Annotated in this window: 16 protein-coding genes and 2 pseudogenes; 3 read left to right on the forward strand and 15 right to left on the reverse strand. The window is 60.3% G+C overall.

Annotated features, from left to right (window positions below; all coding sequences use genetic code 11):
• Nucleotides 1–42: 42 nt before the first annotated feature.
• Both LB571_RS04225 and rocF read right to left on the reverse strand, forming a co-directional pair.
• Nucleotides 43–1,098, reverse strand: a complete 1,056-nt coding sequence (locus LB571_RS04225; protein ID WP_224528421.1) for an ornithine cyclodeaminase — start codon at nt 1,096–1,098, stop codon at nt 43–45.
• A complete protein-coding gene (gene rocF / locus LB571_RS04230) occupies nt 1,095–2,030 on the reverse strand; it encodes an arginase (protein ID WP_224585425.1) in 936 nt (311 codons plus the stop codon). The genes LB571_RS04225 and rocF overlap by 4 nt, the downstream gene beginning before the upstream one ends.
• A gap of 134 nt (nt 2,031–2,164) precedes the next feature.
• Here rocF and LB571_RS04235 point away from each other — a divergent pair, with 134 nt between their 5' ends.
• Entirely contained in the window at nt 2,165–2,605 is a 441-nt protein-coding gene (locus LB571_RS04235; RefSeq protein ID WP_140787409.1) for an Lrp/AsnC family transcriptional regulator, read from the forward strand.
• 32 nt (nt 2,606–2,637) lie between these two features.
• Here LB571_RS04235 and LB571_RS04240 read toward each other — a convergent pair whose 3' ends face one another.
• From LB571_RS04240 to LB571_RS04285, 10 genes and pseudogenes are all read right to left on the reverse strand, one after another.
• Entirely contained in the window at nt 2,638–3,231 is a 594-nt protein-coding gene (locus tag LB571_RS04240; RefSeq protein WP_224593000.1) for an MlrC C-terminal domain-containing protein, read from the reverse strand.
• A 27-nt stretch (nt 3,232–3,258) separates the two neighbouring features.
• Nucleotides 3,259–4,119 (reverse strand): annotated as a pseudogene (locus LB571_RS04245) (M81 family metallopeptidase); the annotation flags it as partial.
• A gap of 62 nt (nt 4,120–4,181) precedes the next feature.
• A complete protein-coding gene (locus LB571_RS04250; RefSeq protein ID WP_224585421.1) occupies nt 4,182–5,357 on the reverse strand; it encodes a serine hydrolase domain-containing protein in 1,176 nt (391 codons plus the stop codon).
• A gap of 103 nt (nt 5,358–5,460) precedes the next feature.
• Complete coding sequence (locus LB571_RS04255) at nt 5,461–6,519, reverse strand: porin (protein WP_224592445.1); 1,059 nt, start codon at nt 6,517–6,519, stop codon at nt 5,461–5,463.
• Nucleotides 6,520–6,570: 51 nt separating this feature from the next.
• Nucleotides 6,571–7,335, reverse strand: a complete 765-nt coding sequence (locus tag LB571_RS04260; RefSeq protein ID WP_224585417.1) for an ABC transporter ATP-binding protein — start codon at nt 7,333–7,335, stop codon at nt 6,571–6,573.
• A 155-nt stretch (nt 7,336–7,490) separates the two neighbouring features.
• Nucleotides 7,491–7,985 (reverse strand): annotated as a pseudogene (locus LB571_RS04265) (replication initiator protein A); the annotation flags it as partial.
• Between the two features lie 60 nt (nt 7,986–8,045).
• Nucleotides 8,046–8,321, reverse strand: coding sequence for a helix-turn-helix transcriptional regulator (locus LB571_RS04270; protein ID WP_140787366.1), 276 nt, complete (start codon nt 8,319–8,321; stop codon nt 8,046–8,048).
• A 132-nt stretch (nt 8,322–8,453) separates the two neighbouring features.
• Nucleotides 8,454–8,975, reverse strand: a complete 522-nt coding sequence (locus LB571_RS04275; protein WP_224528480.1) for a DUF2285 domain-containing protein — start codon at nt 8,973–8,975, stop codon at nt 8,454–8,456.
• 70 nt (nt 8,976–9,045) lie between these two features.
• Nucleotides 9,046–9,255 (reverse strand): transcriptional regulator domain-containing protein, encoded by a 210-nt coding sequence (locus LB571_RS04280; protein WP_224528482.1) that lies wholly within the window; start codon nt 9,253–9,255, stop codon nt 9,046–9,048.
• Nucleotides 9,256–9,390: 135 nt separating this feature from the next.
• Nucleotides 9,391–9,669 (reverse strand): DNA -binding domain-containing protein, encoded by a 279-nt coding sequence (locus tag LB571_RS04285; protein ID WP_224528485.1) that lies wholly within the window; start codon nt 9,667–9,669, stop codon nt 9,391–9,393.
• Between the two features lie 109 nt (nt 9,670–9,778).
• Here LB571_RS04285 and LB571_RS04290 point away from each other — a divergent pair, with 109 nt between their 5' ends.
• Entirely contained in the window at nt 9,779–9,994 is a 216-nt protein-coding gene (locus tag LB571_RS04290; RefSeq protein WP_224528487.1) for a helix-turn-helix domain-containing protein, read from the forward strand.
• 228 nt (nt 9,995–10,222) lie between these two features.
• On the opposite strand, the gene LB571_RS04295 is transcribed toward LB571_RS04290, so the two are convergent.
• The gene (locus LB571_RS04295; RefSeq protein WP_411909921.1) at nt 10,223–11,428 is read right to left on the reverse strand and encodes a DUF932 domain-containing protein; all 1,206 of its coding nucleotides are present in this window, start codon (nt 11,426–11,428) and stop codon (nt 10,223–10,225) included.
• Nucleotides 11,429–11,856: 428 nt separating this feature from the next.
• Here LB571_RS04295 and LB571_RS04300 point away from each other — a divergent pair, with 428 nt between their 5' ends.
• On the forward strand, nt 11,857–12,381 hold the full coding sequence (locus LB571_RS04300) for a MucR family transcriptional regulator (protein ID WP_411961422.1): 525 nt from the start codon (nt 11,857–11,859) through the stop codon (nt 12,379–12,381).
• A 94-nt stretch (nt 12,382–12,475) separates the two neighbouring features.
• Here the strand turns inward: LB571_RS04300 and LB571_RS04305 are convergent, their stop codons facing one another.
• Nucleotides 12,476–12,787 carry a DUF736 domain-containing protein gene (locus tag LB571_RS04305; RefSeq protein WP_140787357.1) on the reverse strand — a complete coding sequence of 104 codons (312 nt, stop codon included), beginning with the start codon at nt 12,785–12,787 and terminating at the stop codon, nt 12,476–12,478.
• 849 nt (nt 12,788–13,636) lie between these two features.
• Nucleotides 13,637–15,754, reverse strand: a complete 2,118-nt coding sequence (locus LB571_RS04310; protein ID WP_224592449.1) for a ParB/RepB/Spo0J family partition protein — start codon at nt 15,752–15,754, stop codon at nt 13,637–13,639.
• Nucleotides 15,755–16,128: the final 374 nt, after the last annotated feature.

Genomic DNA, 16,128 nt, shown 5'->3' on the forward strand with positions numbered 1-16,128 from the left:
CAATGAGCGCGGTCACCGATCTCCGTTAGCTCGGCCGATTCATTAAGCTGCCGGCTGCAGGGCCGCCCTCAGCAGCATGCCAAAGAGGTCGCGCGGCTCGTCGGGGTCGGCCAGCAGATCGAGCTCCTCATAGAGGCCGGTCGCCTGCAGTTGATCGCGAACATATCGCAGTGCCGAGAAATCCTCGATCGCAAAGCCGACGGAATCGAAGAGCGTGATCTGCTTGGCGTCTCGCCGACCTTGCGCCTTGGCAGCGATCACTTGCCAGAGTTCGGTGACGGGATGGGTGGAATCCAGTTGCTGGATTTCGCCCTCGATGCGGGTTTGTGGCGGAAACTCGACGAAAATGTCAGAGCGCAGCAGGATGTCCTTGTGCAGTTCAGTCTTGCCGGGGCAATCGCCACCGACGGCATTGATGTGGACGCCGGACCCGACCATGTTATCTGTGAGAATGGTGGCGTTCTGCTTGTCGGCGGTAACGGTAGTGATAGTCCCGGCACCTTCAACCGCCTCCTGTGCACTCCCACAGATGGTGATGTCGAAGCCCATCCCGGCCAGGTTCTTCGCACATTTCAGCGAGGCGGACCGGTCGAGGTCATAGAGCCTGAGCCGATCGATGCCGGTCAGCGCCTTAAAGGCGATCGCCTGGAATTCAGATTGGGCCCCATTGCCGATGATGGCCATGGTGCGCGCGCCGCTCGGCGCCAGATACTTCGCGGCGACCGCGGACGTGGCAGCGGTGCGAAGCGCGGTCAGGATGGTCATCTCGGTGAGCAGCATCGGGTAGCCGTTGCCGACATCGGCGAGCACGCCGAAGGCCGTCACCGTCTGCAGGCCCTGGCGCATGTTCTTCGGATGGCCGTTGACATATTTGAAGCCGTAGAGGCGCCCATCGCTTGTCGGCATCAGCTCGATGACGCCGTCATGGCTATGCGAGGCGATGCGAGGCGTCTTGTCGAACAGTTCCCAGCGACGGAAATCTTCCTCGATGTAGCTGGCGAGCTCGGTCAGGAAGCGCTCGACACCGATGGCGATCACCAGCTTCATCATGCGGTCGACACTGACGAAGGGGACGACGTTCAGCTTCATCGTGTTCATGAAAAGCTCCCGGAATGGCTGCGGGTGGGGCGGTCCATGATGCGGCGGCCCATCAGGCTGGCCGTCAGGTCGACCAGCAGCGTCGCGGTGCGGCCACGCTCGTCCAGAAAGGGATTGAGCTCGACAAGGTCCAGGCTTGAGACGAGGCCGCTATCGGACAGCATCTCCATTATCAGATGTGCCTCGCGGAAAGTCGCGCCGCCAGGAACGGTGGTGCCGACTGCCGGAGCGATCGACGGGTCGAGGAAGTCGACATCAAGGCTGACATGCAGCAGGCCGTCTTCCGCCGACACGCGCGCCAGGAAAGCGCGCAGCAGCGGAGCGATGCCATGCTCGTCGATGGCGCGCATGTCGTGCACGGTTACTCCGGCCTCATTGAGCGCCGTTCGCTCAGCCGGGTCGACACTGCGCAGGCCCATGGTGCAGATACGCTTGGGATCGACCGCTGCCGGCAGCTCCGGAAAATAGCCCCCAAAGCCGGGCTGACCACTGGCGTAAGCAAGCGGAACACCATGCAGATTACCGCTGGCGGTGGTGTCGAGCGTGTGGAAGTCTGGATGCGCGTCGAGCCACAATACGAACAGCGGACGTCCGGTTTCGGCGGCGCGGCGCGCGAGGCCTGCGATGGTCCCGGCCGAGATCGAATGATCGCCACCCAGAAAGATCGGCATGGCGTCCTCGCTTGCGGCATAGGCGGCTTCGGCGATGGCAGATGTCCAGGCCGATATTTCGGGCAGGGCCTTCAGGGCCAGATTGCCATGCACGACGCGCTTTGCCGGAAGCGGCTGGACGGCCCTCAGATCCTCGACGATATGGCCAAGGCCGGCCAGCACCTCGGCCAGCCCGGCGGTCCTGAGCGCGCTCGGCCCCATCTCGCATCCCATCCTGCCAGCGCCATCTTGCACTGGCGCCCCGACGATTTTGCAACGCATTGTTTTCCCGACGACCAAGTTTCGAATGGCCGGGATGAGATCACGGTGAGCCGGCGATATGAAGCAGGTGAATTGGCAATCCGAAAAGCATTGTTTATCGTAATGGCAGCGAAATTGATCAAAATGGTACCTCAATGGACGCTCTCGATGAACGCCTTGTGACCCTGCTTCGGCATGACGCCAGGCGCAGCGTGTCTGATCTTGCCGTCGATCTCGGCGTCTCGCGCGCCACGGTCAGGACGCGCATGGAGCGGCTGGAACGATCCGGCGACATCATCGGCTACACGGTGGTGCTGCGCGCGGACGCCGTCGATCAACGCATTCGGGGCATCATGCTTATTGAAATTGAGGGTCATGCCGCCGACCGCGTCGTCAGGGCACTGGGCGGGTTTCCCGAAGTGTCGACTATCCATACCACCAACGGCCGCTGGGATCTGGTTGTGGAACTTGGAACCGCCTCGCTGACTGATTTCGATGCGGTGCTGCGCCGCATCCGTCTGATTGGCGGCATAACCGGGAGCGAAACCAGCCTTCTGCTAGCTACGCCGCGCACGACGCGAGCACGCCTAACATAGTACCGGCGCTCGGGATCGTCCGTGTTCTCGCACTAGAATTTGTCGAGCGGGTAAATCGGCCGCGGCACGTTCCTGAACGGCATTTTGACGTAGTCCATCGTCGACAGGGCACCGCAATCGCAGATGATGATCTCTCCAGCGATAGATTCAAAGTCCGCGCGGAAATGCTGTTGGGATTTCACAACGATGACGTCGTGTGCCGTCGGCTCTATGCTAAAGGCTCGGAATTGCTCCTGATCCAGCAACTGCGAGCGCTCAGTGACGACGAGCACCTTCACTCCACCGACCGAGATGACGGCCGTGGGACCAAAACTGAATTGGAGCCCGCCCAACTGCGGCCCGGTGCCTACAAGCTTTCCGTCGCTTAGACGCAAAAGCTTAGCCTCAACCTGCAATGGTGGTCCGCCAAAGCGCGGGTCCATCTTGCCGCCCAGGGAAACGGAAACGGTATCACCGATCTTCGCATTTGATAGCTGGTTAACTGTCCCGGCATCAACCATTGGGCCAAAACACGCATTCTGGACGCGCGCCTTCAAGAGTGCATCGAGAAGCGCGGTGGCGTCGCCATACGCGCCGGCACCCGGATTATCGGCGTAGTCAGCGATGATGAGCGGCCGTTCACCCATGTAGCAGCGAGCAATCTCGGCCGACTCTTTAGGCGTGTAGAACTTGTTGAGGACATTCTCGCGATTGTCCCAGATTTTGTCGGCGATGCGCTCCGCAAAAGCTATGTGTCTGTCGGGCTCGCCGTCATAGGTCACCACCACGGTGGGGCCGACTTCCTTCACATCGGCACCTGGAAAGGCCCCATTGATGCTGACCGCGAGTGCACCGGCACTCCTTTCATGCTCCCTTGCTTCTTCTATCCAATCAATCATTGGCCCGATATCCGTGCGGCCGGCATTTGCCTCCTCCAGCATTGGCCTTCGCATCAAAAGAGTCTTGGGTCTGATGGAACCTTGAATTGCCTTGTGCAGCAACTCGGCGGCATGGCGAGCGGTTTCGCGAATATCGACATGTGGATAAGTTTTGAAAGAAATCAGGACGTCCGCGTTTTCACACATGCTGGCGGTAACGTTGGCATGCGGGTCCAACGTGACGGCGATCGGTATGCGGCGCTTCAGCACTCGACGTAAACGCTCAAGCAATTCACCTTCGCCATCTGAAGAAAAATCGGTCACCATGGCGCCATGCACGCCAAGCAAAATGCCATCAAGCTTGTCGCCCAAAGCCGCCGCCTTAGCCAGTATCTTATCGGTGATGCGGTCAAACGCGTCACGCGTGACCGGACCAGCAGGTTCGGCATCGGCACTGATCGTATGCACCAGATCCCACTAGTATTTGCGCGCAACATCCAGAAATCCGGCCAATTCGGTATTGGCATCGCCGCGAGCCGAAATGGCGTCATTGCCTTCCAGGATGCGGCTGCTCCGAAAGGCTTCATAGTCCGTCTTGATCACGTTGAAGGTGTTCGTTTCGTGAGTGAATTCGGCCGTCAAAACACAATGCGTCATTTGCTCTTCCTGCTAGAGGCATGAATCTCCGCTATTCGGAGTAAGTCTCCTTCTGGACCAATTCACGTTGCGAGGTCTGCGCCGGCCAGCAGATCTTCAATTACCGAACTCCTGAACGTGTCAGTCTTTTCCGTTCCATCGATGTTCATCAGCACAGCGACTGCATGGCGATGGTCCTTCGTCAGGATAACCATGTTGGAAGCGCCGAAATCGCTGCCGGAGTGCCCAACAAAGGGTGTCCCGTTGATTTCCTCCTCGATCCAGCCAAGCCCCTGGTAATGAACGATCGCTGGGTCGATCTGGTCGCGCAGCATGGCGGTGACGGCGGCAGGCGATAGAATTGCCTGACTGGCCGTTTCACCCCCGAGCATTGCACGCAGCATCTTTGCAAGGTCGCTGACCGAACAGCGCAACATGCCTGCAGGGACATCGGGATATCCTTCCTGAGGCAGTGGAACAAAAGCCCCCTTTTCGAACCTGTAAGGTGTCGAAATCACGTCCGGCGCAAATTGTTTCAGATGCCAATGCGCGTTGCGAATGCCGAGCGGTTCGAATATTTGCTTCTCCACATAAGAGGAGAAGCCCTGTTTGCTGAGACACTCAACGACGTAACCTGCCAGGGCAACGGCAACGTTGGAATAGGACCACTTCCTGCCAGGTTTTGCCTTGTAGTACGATTTCCTGGGCGAATAGGTGTCCCCACCCTTCACAAGATAGTCGCGAAGGAAGTCAGCCAGGCTTTGCGTTGGATCTCCCACGACGGAGTAGTCTCCATATCCGTCATCAGAGATGCTGGACGTGTGGGTGATGAGTTGATGGGGCGTGATCGGGATGTTGGGGTGGTGGGGATTTATAACGGTAAAGTCGATGAACTCGTTCACGTCTCGATGCAGGTCGAGGCCCTTGCGCTCAAACAGCTGGACTAGGGCGGAGGCCGTAAACAACTTACTGACCGATGCCAGATGCGTTGGAGTGTCTGCAGTGAATTTTCGTTGCTGTTGAATGTCGGCAAAGCCAAAGCCGGCCGAATAGCTGGTTGAGCCATTTTTCGAAATTATCCCCACGGCGGCTCCTGACACCTTGGCCACGGCCATGCGTGCCGGAACTCCGGTTTCGAAGTTGCGGCGCCAGGTCTCGAAGGTCTGGTTTGGCTTTTGATCCGCCAAAACAACCCTCGCCTGCGGCACAAGCAAGCCCACCAGTCCCATCTTAAGCAGCGAACGCCGGGTTGAGGTCATGATCATTCTCCTTGTCTTGAAGTGTCTGGCAGATTGATTTTTCTGATGGCCGGTCCGCGCATCAGTGGCGTCAGTGGAGCAATCGCTTGGCGACATGTTCCCGTCAGAAATCACGCTGAATGCTGATCATGCCGCCCAGCGCGTCGCTGGGCTTCGAGGGATCGCTGCCGAAGACGGTGTAATCGAGTTCGGGCGTTACGGTGAACCCTGGAGCGATCTCGTAGTCAAAGTTGAACGCCAAGGCATAGGTGCCGGCATCTTCATAGCCCGCTTGGCCATTGAGGGTGAGCTTTGGCAACAGGAATACAGAAAGGCCGCCCCAGGCCGCGTAACTCCCGTTCCACGCTCCAAAGTAACTCGGGATTCCAGGATTTGATTGATACCCACCCATGGCGAACACTGAGAAGGTGTCGCCAAGCTTGAGGTCCAGCCGCGCCTTTGCCGCGACTTCTTCAGCCATGGAGTCGTAGCCGATGACCGTGCCAATCGCCCCCCAGTTCCGTTCGAGCTTCAGCCCGCCGACGAGGTGAGGCATATAGCTGTCGATTGCATGCCCTTGATCGCCCTTTTCATCGTCGCCTTCGTCCCCTTGCTCGGCGCCAAGCATCGCGGAAATCCCACTCCCGAGGCTGGCCGTGTAATTCAGCTGATTTGTCTTGCCGCCAGCGTAGGGGATGACATCGTCGTTTAGAACATTGCCGGCCGAATCCAGCCAGCTATCAAATTGCGAGCTGGAGGCGCCGACTTGGATACCACCCAGGCCAATCACCCCCTCAGAAAAGGTGACGCCTTCATTGACGCCGTCAACGATGTTGGATTCCAATTCGAAATGTGCGCGCAGCATCCCCTGTTCAGTTTGGGTCCGGACATCACCGTACAGGGTAGCGCTGGTAGATTGGCCCCAAGTTTTTCGGCGCTCACCAGAGGAAGGGTCGGCGCCGGCTGTAATTTCGTACTCGACGGATCCGCCGATCCTAACGCAGGTGGGGCTTTGCGGGAGCTGAACAAACCCCTCCCCCATTGTAGCACAAATACTTACGTTTTGAGAGGGATCGTAATCCCTGAGAGATACGGCGTCCGTCGCGTGAACGAGCGGCACTTCGAACAGTAAAGCACTCATCCAGCCAAGAATTTGGCCTTCAAGGATCTGGCCCTGTCTCATCATCTCCCACCTAATTGGTTATGGAATTGATCTATTTCGGCTCGGAGCGCCTCAGTCCAAAAGGCCTTTCGGGCTGCGCTCGAAACCTTTGCTGGCCCGAAGCAGATTGAGCGTGTATTCCTGGCGCACCTGGCCGGCCACGAGGTCTTCAGCTGCGACTTCTTCGACGCTCTCGCCGTTCTGCATCACCATCAGCCGTTCACACATGTGGTGGATCACACCGAGATCATGGCTGACCACCAGGAAAGTGAGCTTGCGCTGCTGCCGCACGTCTTGCAGGAGATTCAGCACTTCGGCCTGCACGGAGGCGTCGAGTGCCGAGGTCGGCTCGTCGAGCAGCAGGATTGATGGTTCGAGGATAAGGGCGCGCGCTATTGCCAAGCGCTGGCGTTGGCCGCCGGACAGCTGATGCGCGTAGCGGAAACGAAAGCCAGAGCCCAGTCCGACTTCGTCTAGCGCTCGCCGGATCCGCTTCTCGCCATCGCCGATGCCATGGATTGCGAGAGGCTCCTGCAGCAGCCGATCGACTGTCTGGCGCGGATGCAGCGAACCGTACGGGTCCTGGAAGACCATCTGCACCTGCCGATAAAATGCAATGTCGCGGTGGTGGCCAAGCGGCCGGCCTTGGACCAGCGCAGTTCCGGATGTGATCGGCGCCAGCCCAGCGATAGCCCTCAGCAGCGTCGACTTGCCAGCCCCAGATTCGCCGACAAGGCCGAATGATCCGCCGGGCTGCACGACAAGGCTCACGCCTTTTAACGCACGAAACCTCTTGAAGGTGACCTCCAGGCCGGAAATGGCGATGGCTGCGGTCATTGCGCCCACTCCGGCTTGCGGTCGAGCACCGGCAGCGGGTGACGGTCGGCGCCGATTTTTGGCATGCAGTTGAGCAGCCCGCGCGTGTAGGGATGCTGGGCCTGACTCAATTCCGATGCCTTGAGCTGCTCGACGACTTTGCCAGCATACATGACCATGATGCCGGCATAAAACCAGTCGGGCAGGACAAGCTCGATGCCAAGCGGTCGAGCGCGATGGTCGGCCCGTTCCTTCCATTCGTTGATCCAGGAGAAGCGGTGCATGCGCCGCTCGGTGGGTTGGCGGATCGAGGTGGCGACGGTGGTCGACTGGAGACGGTCGAGCGCTGCCTTGAGCAGCAGATACTCGCGGGCGGACGTACCGCGACCGATGAAGGTCAGGATTTCGTGCGGCGTCGCCGCCATCATGCGCGAGGTCCGCAGCCCCTTGTCACGGGCATCGACAATTTGCGAGGCGGCCCAGATCAGGATGTCGGCATCCCAGATAGTTGCCATGCCGTGCTCGATGGTAGCCTCGACACGGATGGCGATTTCACCCACTCGGAAATCGATCGGCGTGATACGCCGCGATTTGGCAAGCGAGAAGAATGGCCAGGCCATCAAGTCCTGCGCATCGCGCAACGCCATCTTGCCGGGCCGCGCATGAAACATCGCAATCGGCTCCAGGTCTGTCGGTGTTGGGCGCATGTCCAGATCCCGCAGCTCGAAATCTCAGCGCGACTTGCCGGCGTAGGCGGGCGCGCGCGCCGCATGTGGCTTGGCGGGCGGAACATAGGCGGCGTTTATGTCGCTGGTGGATGTGCGCGCGCCAAGCTCGATCCAGGCATGCAGGTCGGCGATGTCGTAGAGAACGCGGCCACCGACCTTGCGGTATTTGGGACCAGTGCCATAGGTCCGGTGTTTTTCCAGTGTCCGGGCGCAGAGACCAACGATAGGTGCGGCCTCCTTGGTGCGAAGATATTTTTGGGGCGCGTCCGCCTTCGACATCGCTTAATCTCCATTGGGTTCTGCTGTCGCCCTGGCCTGCCGGGACGCGCGAAACGGACGATGGCCGAATTGAGAAAATGGGAGGAGGGCAAAGATCGCGGGCGCGTTTTTGCTACCCCCCGGCTGAAAATCTCAGCAGTCGGATTTGCGGCTGCGGCTCTGGGGATAGAGGAGAAGGTCGCGATAGCCTCCGGCGACCAGGCGGTCGGCGCGTCGCAGGATCGCCCGTAGCTTGTGGCGAAGATGATGATCGCGCCAGTCGCGCGGTGCGATAGGTTCTCGCGACAGGAGTTCCTCGGCCAGCCGGCGATAGGGCACCCGCGTGCTTCTTCCATCAAAGACGCGCAGATTGAGTATGTGCCTCAGCCTGGTTTGTTGAGGCAAGGAACCATAGAGGGTGCCGAGTGGACGACCGTTCGCCGCACGCCAGAACCGGCGCGCGGCGTCGAGGCGGGTTTCGAAGTTCGCATCGAGCGGCAGGACAATGGCGTTAATGTCGAGCAGGCCGTCAGGTTCACCAGAGACAATGTGACATGCCTCCGGCGCCTGCGGCCAGAGAATCATATGAACCTGCTCGGCTTCGGTCCAGCTGTGAGCCGTGTTGAGTTGGGTAGGTTGAAGGGCCGGCTGCGAGGAACCGGCGGCAGCTGCCAACTTCGTTGCGCGAAGAACTCGTGGCGAAGCCTGTTCGGTCCAGACGATGTGTTCAGGAGATAGAGGCTCGTCACCAACGATCGCGAAATCGCGCGCCCCAACGAGCGGCGAAATCTGGCGGACCGGCGAGTTCTCCTGCCATCAATGGACGTGACGCCAGCCGGTCGCATTCGGCGGCGAAATCAGCGTTCCGGATCAGGTACTCGGCGGCAAACTTATCGGCTTCGTAGCCGCGCATGTGCTCGTATGCCGCCGGATCGGTCCAATCGCTGTGCGACATGGCAACGGTCCTCATCGGAGGCTCGCGTTCGGCAGCGAGCTTCGCAATCAGCTTCCGAGACGCCAGTTCGGCTGGGTAGTCAGAGAGTCGGCAAACCGCTTTGCTGATTCAGCACAGCTAGAGGGTCAACGGTGCCTAGTGTGGTGCACCGCCTGCCAGGAGATACCGATAGCCGTTGGTCGTCATCCATCGAGCACGGGCGAGATGTGTTTCCCAAGCCCTGAAAGCGCGATCGGGCTCCTTCTCGGGATCGATGTGCAGAACGATCCTGGCCACCTCGCGCCAGTCGGCATCCTCAGCTGCCGCATCAAGAAGCCGGATGTAGGTGAGAAGACGCTCCTCATCGTAGCCGGTCAGGATCGAGGCGACCGGCGCAACGTCGGCGACGTCGGGATCAAGCAGAGGTTTAAGCATAGTGTGAACTGTCCCGCTTCAACAGACCATTCTTCAGACCGGATCTGACTGTAGCGAATAGGAACGATCATTCCTAGAACGATAGTTCCTCTTCTGGTCCGTAGTCGTCATGGATCTCAAGGAGGTCATGGCGACCAATTTGCGTCGTTTGCGCCATGATCAGGATGTGACGCAGGAGGAATTGGCGGACCGCTCTGGGTTGAGCATGCGTTACGTCGGCTCGATCGAGCGTGCTCGAGTTTCGGCCAGCGTCAGTGTTCTCGGCAGAATCGCCGCTGCGCTGAATGTGGACCCATGCGAGCTCATCAGAATATCAAAACGGTAAGTCGACGCTGGGTACCGCTTAGCGGATCGTGCGGATCGGCAGGACGGGTACATAAGTCCGAAATGCATTTGATAACCATGACCGTAGTCGCATCGCGAGCCGGGCGGAGCCCGGCGAGCGGGGGCAGCCAGCCAAGCGCCACCGCGACGGTCGATCCGCGTTCGCGGATCGACGGCAAATTGCGTGGCCATTGCGCGGCCAGATATCCGACCGCGCAGTGTCGGACAATCAGCTTGCCTTTTCGAGCAATGCCTTGGCCTTTCCTTCAAGCTCAAGTCGGCTGTCCTGATGGGATTTGGTGCGCGCATGCGCTGTCATGCCCTGCACGAAATCAAAAATGCTTTCGGGTGGCCTACCCTCCTCCTGCAAGACGGTTTCGATGACCTTGCCGGCTTCAGCCTTCGAGAACCCGCGCTTGCGCAGGAAGGTTTCGCGGTCGTCATTAGAGCGAGCGACGATCTTCTCGCGGGCTGCCTTGATGCCAGCGATAAACGGCGCGGGTGAGGAGTTGGCGAAACTGGTCAAGGCAGGTGCCGCCTCGTGGGCAAAGCGCTGCGCCGCGAATTTCGAATGACGGATGCTGATTTCCTCAAAACCTTCGACGCCCCAAAGATTGCGGTTCATACACACGGCGCGAAGATAAAAAGAGGCGATGCCAAGTGTCTTGCTGCCGACCTCCGAATTCCAGCAATAAAATCCCCGGAAGTACAAATCCGGCTCTCCGTTCGGCAGGCGTCCCGCCTCGATGGGATGGGTGTCGTCGACCAGAAACAGGAACACGTCGCGATCGCTCGCGTAAAGCGTGGTGGTGTCCTTGGTGATGTCCATGAAGGGATTGTGCGTCATGGTCGCCCAATCCAGCATGCCCGGCACCTTCCACATGGTGTCGCCGATTCCGTTGCCTGCGATCTTCATGACGGCGGCGACTAGCTCGTGATCCCAGATGCGCCCGTAGTCCGGGCCGGTGACGGCACGAAGCTCGACGCGTCCGTCTTCTGCCTCCAAGGTTTTGACAAGCTCGGCGCGGTGATTGAGCAGGCCGTGCTGCAGGTTGATGCCTGCCAGCGGCGCGGGAAGCTGGCGCATGTAAGTCGCGGGAGCGCCGACAAGGCTGCAAAGTTGGCCGAAGCTCCAATGGGTGGGCGCAATCGGCTGGTCTTGTCCGGGAACAATTAGCGAAAGCCTTTCCGCATTCTCACGGCTCGCCTCGACACGGACGGCGCGGCTCTCAACGGTGCGGGCTGTGGCGTGATCCGTGCGGGCGCGCACCGCATCGTAAAGCTCGGTCAGCGACAGATAGCGCTCATCGTCGGGGCGCGAGAACCATTCCGACGAAACACGGCCGATCCGCTCGCCGCGCGAGATGTCGACGCGAAAGCCGCCGGAAACTGGCTGCTGCTGGCTGTTGTCGATGCTGTTGGTGTTCGTGGTCATGTTCATTGGGGTCGCTCCTTTTTCCGTCAATGCCGAAGGCATGTCCCTCGGCATGCCTTCCGGGGGCGCGTGAGCGCGCGGGAGTGATGGGGGCCATTGCCGGCGCGCGGAGCCGGGCTGCACGGTCGAGCGGAGCGGATGGATTGATTGATGGTTGGCGACCGGTCGGCCGCTTTGCGAGCCGGCGGTCCTGCTCTGCACAGGCGGCAATGGCGGGGAAGCGAGGGGGAAGTCTCCTCGCTTCCCTGAAAACGATCGCCAGCGTCGTTCGGTTGCGATCAGATCATGGTAGTGGTGCTTGCCGAGTTGATATTCGCAAGAATGGCGATCGTCAGATGATAACGAATTATTTGCTTGATGATCAGATAGACAGCCACACAAATTTTTAATTGCTGCCCAAGAGAATCAAGAGGGAAGATTTCATGACCGTGTCCGAGGACCTACAGACCAGAGCCGATCTCGTATCGATCGCTGCCGATATTGTCTCCGCCTATGTGTCGAACAATCCGGTGCCGGCGGCAGAGCTGCCGAAACTGATCGGCGATATTCATATCGCTCTGCAGAACGTCGGCACATCCGTGGCCGAACCTGCGGTGAAACTGGAGCCTGCCGTTTCGATCAGGAAGTCGGTGACGCCGGACTACATCATCTGTCTGGAAGACGGAAAGAAGTTCAAGTCGCTGAAGCGGCACCTGGCCACGCATTACAATCTGAGCCCCGAGGGATACCGGCAGAAGTGGAGCCTGCCTGCCGAGTATCCGATGGTCGCCCCGAACTATGCCGCTACCCGCTCGGCGTTGGCGAAGGCGGTCGGTCTCGGGCGCAAGCCGGTTGCACCAGAAATAACCAAGGCGCAGAAGCCGAAACGGACGACTCGTGCAGCTGCCGCGACCGTAACCTCGCCTGCTGCAAAGTCGCCGGTCAAGAAAACACGGAAAGTTGCCAAGGCCTAGCCTGCTCCATCGAACTGACTACGATCGGGCGGTGGCGGACTGAGCATGGTGAAGCCCCGGCGCGGCGCGCCGGGGCTTCTTGGCGGTGTTGATTTCACTCGGCGGTGCGGCGTGACCAGATGAGTGAGAACTCGCCTTCGGTTTCGGTCTCGACCAGGCTCGCATAGATCGGAGCGGGGAAGCTCGGGTCGTCGAGCTTGACGGAGTGATAATCGCGGCCTTCGCGCGAGGTCTTCTTCCATGCCGCCCCGAATTCGGTGGCGCCGGCGAAGATGCGGTAGTCCGGGCCCTTTTCGTTGTCGCCGTCGGCGGGGACGAAATCGACGGTCTTGACGTTGAGGTTGAGGGTCTTGACTGAGCCCTTGAAGCCCTTTGCGGTCCTGGTGAAGATGCCGATCGTAGCCATTGCGGTGGTTCCTTCTATTGCTCGAGCCGCGCCCATCGCGGCCTCGATGGTGGTCGTGAGACTGGAGACGATCGGTCCGCATACCGAAGGGGCTGAAACGAAGTGGAAGACGGCAGGGCGAGGCTTTCTTGGACCGCGAGGAATGGCCGCGCAAACCGGGGTCCCCGCCACGCTTCGTGGTGGGGTGGTTCGGCCAGGGGAAGAAAACGGAGCGCCGCCGTTGCGGGAAGCGATCGAGGCGAAGCCGGTCTTCGGTCAGACCCAATCCATTCGAGGACGCCGTGGGCGTGGCTTGCCGGCAGACGAAAGAGGAACCGCCGCAATGGCGGTCAATTGGATTCACAGCGCAAAGGGCTCGTGGATCAGGGAAGCCAATACACGGCAAGGGAGGGATCCTGCCCCGCGGAAATATGATGGTGACGATGGAAGATCCAGGCTTTCGCCGCTCTTTGCCTTGAAACCCATTGCATTCGAAGCGGCACGGAAAGCCATACCCGCGCCAGGGCAGCGACTACTGCCACATCCAGCGGGATATCCGACCGCCGCCCGGTCTGTGCGAGCCTGGTCGAGACCAGAGCGCGGACGATGCCCAAATGATCCTCCCCAGCGTTGCAGTATGATCGGCCACCGAAAAACCTGCGTCCCCCGCCGGAGCTTCGGCGGGAAAGTCCCCCGCCGTCCGCCGCGTCGTGGGATTGAAGCGTGTCGCGTTTGGAATGGCTTTTCGTTGTTCCGATTGATGGTGTCGTGCTGTCGAGGTTCCGGCCGCGCGGAAGCGCGGCCGGAAATTTCTAGTACCTGTCAAAGCAACTAAACCGGAGCCGCCGAAGCAGCTCCGGCCTGCGCCTATCACTCGGCTGCAATGTGGAGCGGTTCGCCTTCCTCGGCCACGCTCCCGCTATCCGTTGCGGCCAAGTCCGTCTCGCCCTGAGGAGGCTCAAAGTCCGCCCCGGACGGTTCGTCTGCTGCCGCCGCTGCCTCACCGGTCACGTCATGCGCCTCTCCAAGCGCAGCGGGCTCCGTTGTGCGCATGAGTGCCGGGAGCCAGCTTGTTCCGGCCAACAACTGCTCGGCGGCTTCGGCCATCGGCTGCTTCTTCAAGGCAGCAAGCCTCTCGGCCGCCTCGTCGCTCACTGCCTCGCATACGGCGGAAAGAATATGTGCCTTGGTGATACGCCCGAGATAGGAGCTCACGGTCGGCCTCCAATGTGCCGTCATGTCGAGCGCGACCGCCGCTGCCAGCATGTCGGCCGTCTCATGAGCGCGTGGCTTGCGCTCCCAAGGTTGCTTCACGGCGTTGACCGTGAGCGAGGCGCAATGCGCAAACAGCGCCATGACGCTGACATGGTCGAGCGCGGCGATGTAGCCCCATAGGTCGGCCACATCGACCGGCATATCCGCCGCCCATCCCGCATGACGATCCGCCAGCGCGTTGGCCGCCGCCGTGTCCTCGATGCCATCCGCGTGGCCGGCCAAGTAAGTGCTGGTGGGGCGAATTTCCAAGCAGTGAGCTTCGGCACCCTGATAGAAAGCCTGCGCGGCAAGTGCGTGCGTGACGGCGATCAGCGCGATGTCCGGTTGCTCGCCAAGCGCAAGGCGAAGGCCGAGTGTCCGGTGCGCGGTCAGGTCGCGCACGAGAATATCGGAAAGAGGCTTGCCGGAATCCTCCGCTTCGTCGTCGCTATCACCGTCCGGACCGACACCTTCCTCGATGATCTCACCATCACCATTGATGGTGTAGCCATCGCTCTCTTCCTGCACTTCCGTTTCCGGCTGATCGTCTTCGCCCCGGATGAAGCCGCGTTCGATGCGCGCCGTCCCGTCATGGGAAAGCACGACAAACACTCCGCCGCGCGCAACGACATCGGCATCGTAGGCGTGGCGCAGTGCGTCGATGTGCTCGATCTCAGCCTCAAGCTTGCCAAAACGCTTATCGACATCGTCAGGCAGTTCCTCGGCGCTGCTCCATTCTTCCGTCAGCCGATTAAACTCTTCCAACGCCTGCGCATAGGCAGCTTCGTGCTCCTCCGACAAAGCCACCGGCTGCGGATAGGTGCGGCGCAGACCATGCGCGTGCGGATAGTCGATATGGACATCCGCCCATTTCCAACCTTCGGCCTGCCTGACGGTTTCCGCGACGCCTTGCAGCTTCTCGATGACCATTCGGTCGAGCAAGGCCGCGTCATCATAAAAACCACCGCGATCATCCGTGAACAGGTCGCGGATGATCATGCCGCCGGCGTCGATATAGGCCTCTTCACCGATGAAGATGGCGCGGCGGTCGGCAGCCGCAACATGGGTCTGTGTAAGCTGGCGACGGATCATGTACGGATCGCGATTGTAGGTGAGGCTGTCAAAAACCTGCTCTTGCCGTGCATGATCCTCGGTGATGGCAAAGGCCATCAACTGGTCGAGGGTCAGATTACCATCGCGGTAGACCTGCATCAGCCTCGGGCTGACAGAACCAAGTCGCAGACGCTGCCGCACCACGTGTGCGGTCACACCGAAGCGGGCGGCGATTTCTTCCGCTCCCCATCCGCGCTCCTCATTGAGGCGACGGAATGCCTCGAGCTGGTCAGCGGGATGCATCGCCTCGCGAGTAACGTTCTCGTCCAAGCTGATCTCGTGCGCATCGTTCACGGTGTCGATGACGCAGCGGATCGGTTCGGTCTTCTTGATCTGCTTCCGCTTCACGCGCAAAAGCTGAGCCAGCCTGCGGCCTTCACCGATGGTGACGAGATAGAAGCCGGTTTCAGTCCCCTCGCCGCCAAGCTCCGGCTCAACCACAAGGTTTTGCAGGACACCCTTGGCGGCAATGCTTGCCGCATAAGCTTCGATGATCGCCTCGCTATGCGGCGTCTTGCGCGCATTGCGCGGCGACTTTTTCAGCTTGTTCAGCGGAATGAAAGCCTCGGTGCCGCTTTGGCTAACGGTGCCGGTTTCGACGTTTTTTGCATGGATGGTCATGGTTCTGGGTCCTTTCTCTTAACATGCCGAAGGCATGCCCCTCGGCATGCCTTCCGGGGGCGCGTGAGCGCGCGGCAGAGAGGGGGGCGAATGCCGACGAGCGGAGCTGGGCTGCGCGGCGAGCGGGGCGGCTCGGATCAATTTAAGTGATGGGGATCATTTGCCGCCTTGCGAGCGGGCGGCTTCGCTCTGCGCAGACGGCATTCGCGGGGGAGGGATGGCCAAGACCATCTCTCCCCTCGCGTGTGAGTGTCGTCCGGTTGTTTGGCCGTGTTGGATATCCTCATGCGCAAAGAGCACCTTGGCCCGGCTTCCCTCCAAGAATGAAGCAGCCGAAGGAGCGTCAGCATAGCGGCGCCGCAGGCGCGACGCGG

The organism is Mesorhizobium sp. BR1-1-4 (assembly GCF_020165375.1).
GTDB lineage: Bacteria > Pseudomonadota > Alphaproteobacteria > Rhizobiales > Rhizobiaceae > Mesorhizobium > Mesorhizobium australicum.

What these genes read in the sequence shown, in the direction of transcription:
- LB571_RS04295 (WP_411909921.1), bottom strand. Translation starts at nt 11,428, where the DNA reads ATGACCACGAACACCAACAGCATCGACAACAGCCAGCAGCAGCCAGTT.
- LB571_RS04290 (WP_224528487.1), top strand. Translation starts at nt 9,779, where the DNA reads ATGGATCTCAAGGAGGTCATGGCGACCAATTTGCGTCGTTTGCGCCAT.
- LB571_RS04305 (WP_140787357.1), bottom strand. Translation starts at nt 12,787, where the DNA reads ATGGCTACGATCGGCATCTTCACCAGGACCGCAAAGGGCTTCAAGGGC.
- LB571_RS04240 (WP_224593000.1), bottom strand. Translation starts at nt 3,231, where the DNA reads ATGGGTGAACGGCCGCTCATCATCGCTGACTACGCCGATAATCCGGGT.
- LB571_RS04235 (WP_140787409.1), top strand. Translation starts at nt 2,165, where the DNA reads ATGGACGCTCTCGATGAACGCCTTGTGACCCTGCTTCGGCATGACGCC.
- LB571_RS04225 (WP_224528421.1), bottom strand. Translation starts at nt 1,098, where the DNA reads ATGAACACGATGAAGCTGAACGTCGTCCCCTTCGTCAGTGTCGACCGC.
- LB571_RS04255 (WP_224592445.1), bottom strand. Translation starts at nt 6,519, where the DNA reads ATGAGACAGGGCCAGATCCTTGAAGGCCAAATTCTTGGCTGGATGAGT.
- LB571_RS04310 (WP_224592449.1), bottom strand. Translation starts at nt 15,754, where the DNA reads ATGACCATCCATGCAAAAAACGTCGAAACCGGCACCGTTAGCCAAAGC.
- rocF (WP_224585425.1), bottom strand. Translation starts at nt 2,030, where the DNA reads ATGCGTTGCAAAATCGTCGGGGCGCCAGTGCAAGATGGCGCTGGCAGG.
- LB571_RS04260 (WP_224585417.1), bottom strand. Translation starts at nt 7,335, where the DNA reads ATGACCGCAGCCATCGCCATTTCCGGCCTGGAGGTCACCTTCAAGAGG.
- LB571_RS04285 (WP_224528485.1), bottom strand. Translation starts at nt 9,669, where the DNA reads ATGCTTAAACCTCTGCTTGATCCCGACGTCGCCGACGTTGCGCCGGTC.
- LB571_RS04280 (WP_224528482.1), bottom strand. Translation starts at nt 9,255, where the DNA reads ATGTCGCACAGCGATTGGACCGATCCGGCGGCATACGAGCACATGCGC.
- LB571_RS04250 (WP_224585421.1), bottom strand. Translation starts at nt 5,357, where the DNA reads ATGACCTCAACCCGGCGTTCGCTGCTTAAGATGGGACTGGTGGGCTTG.
- LB571_RS04270 (WP_140787366.1), bottom strand. Translation starts at nt 8,321, where the DNA reads ATGTCGAAGGCGGACGCGCCCCAAAAATATCTTCGCACCAAGGAGGCC.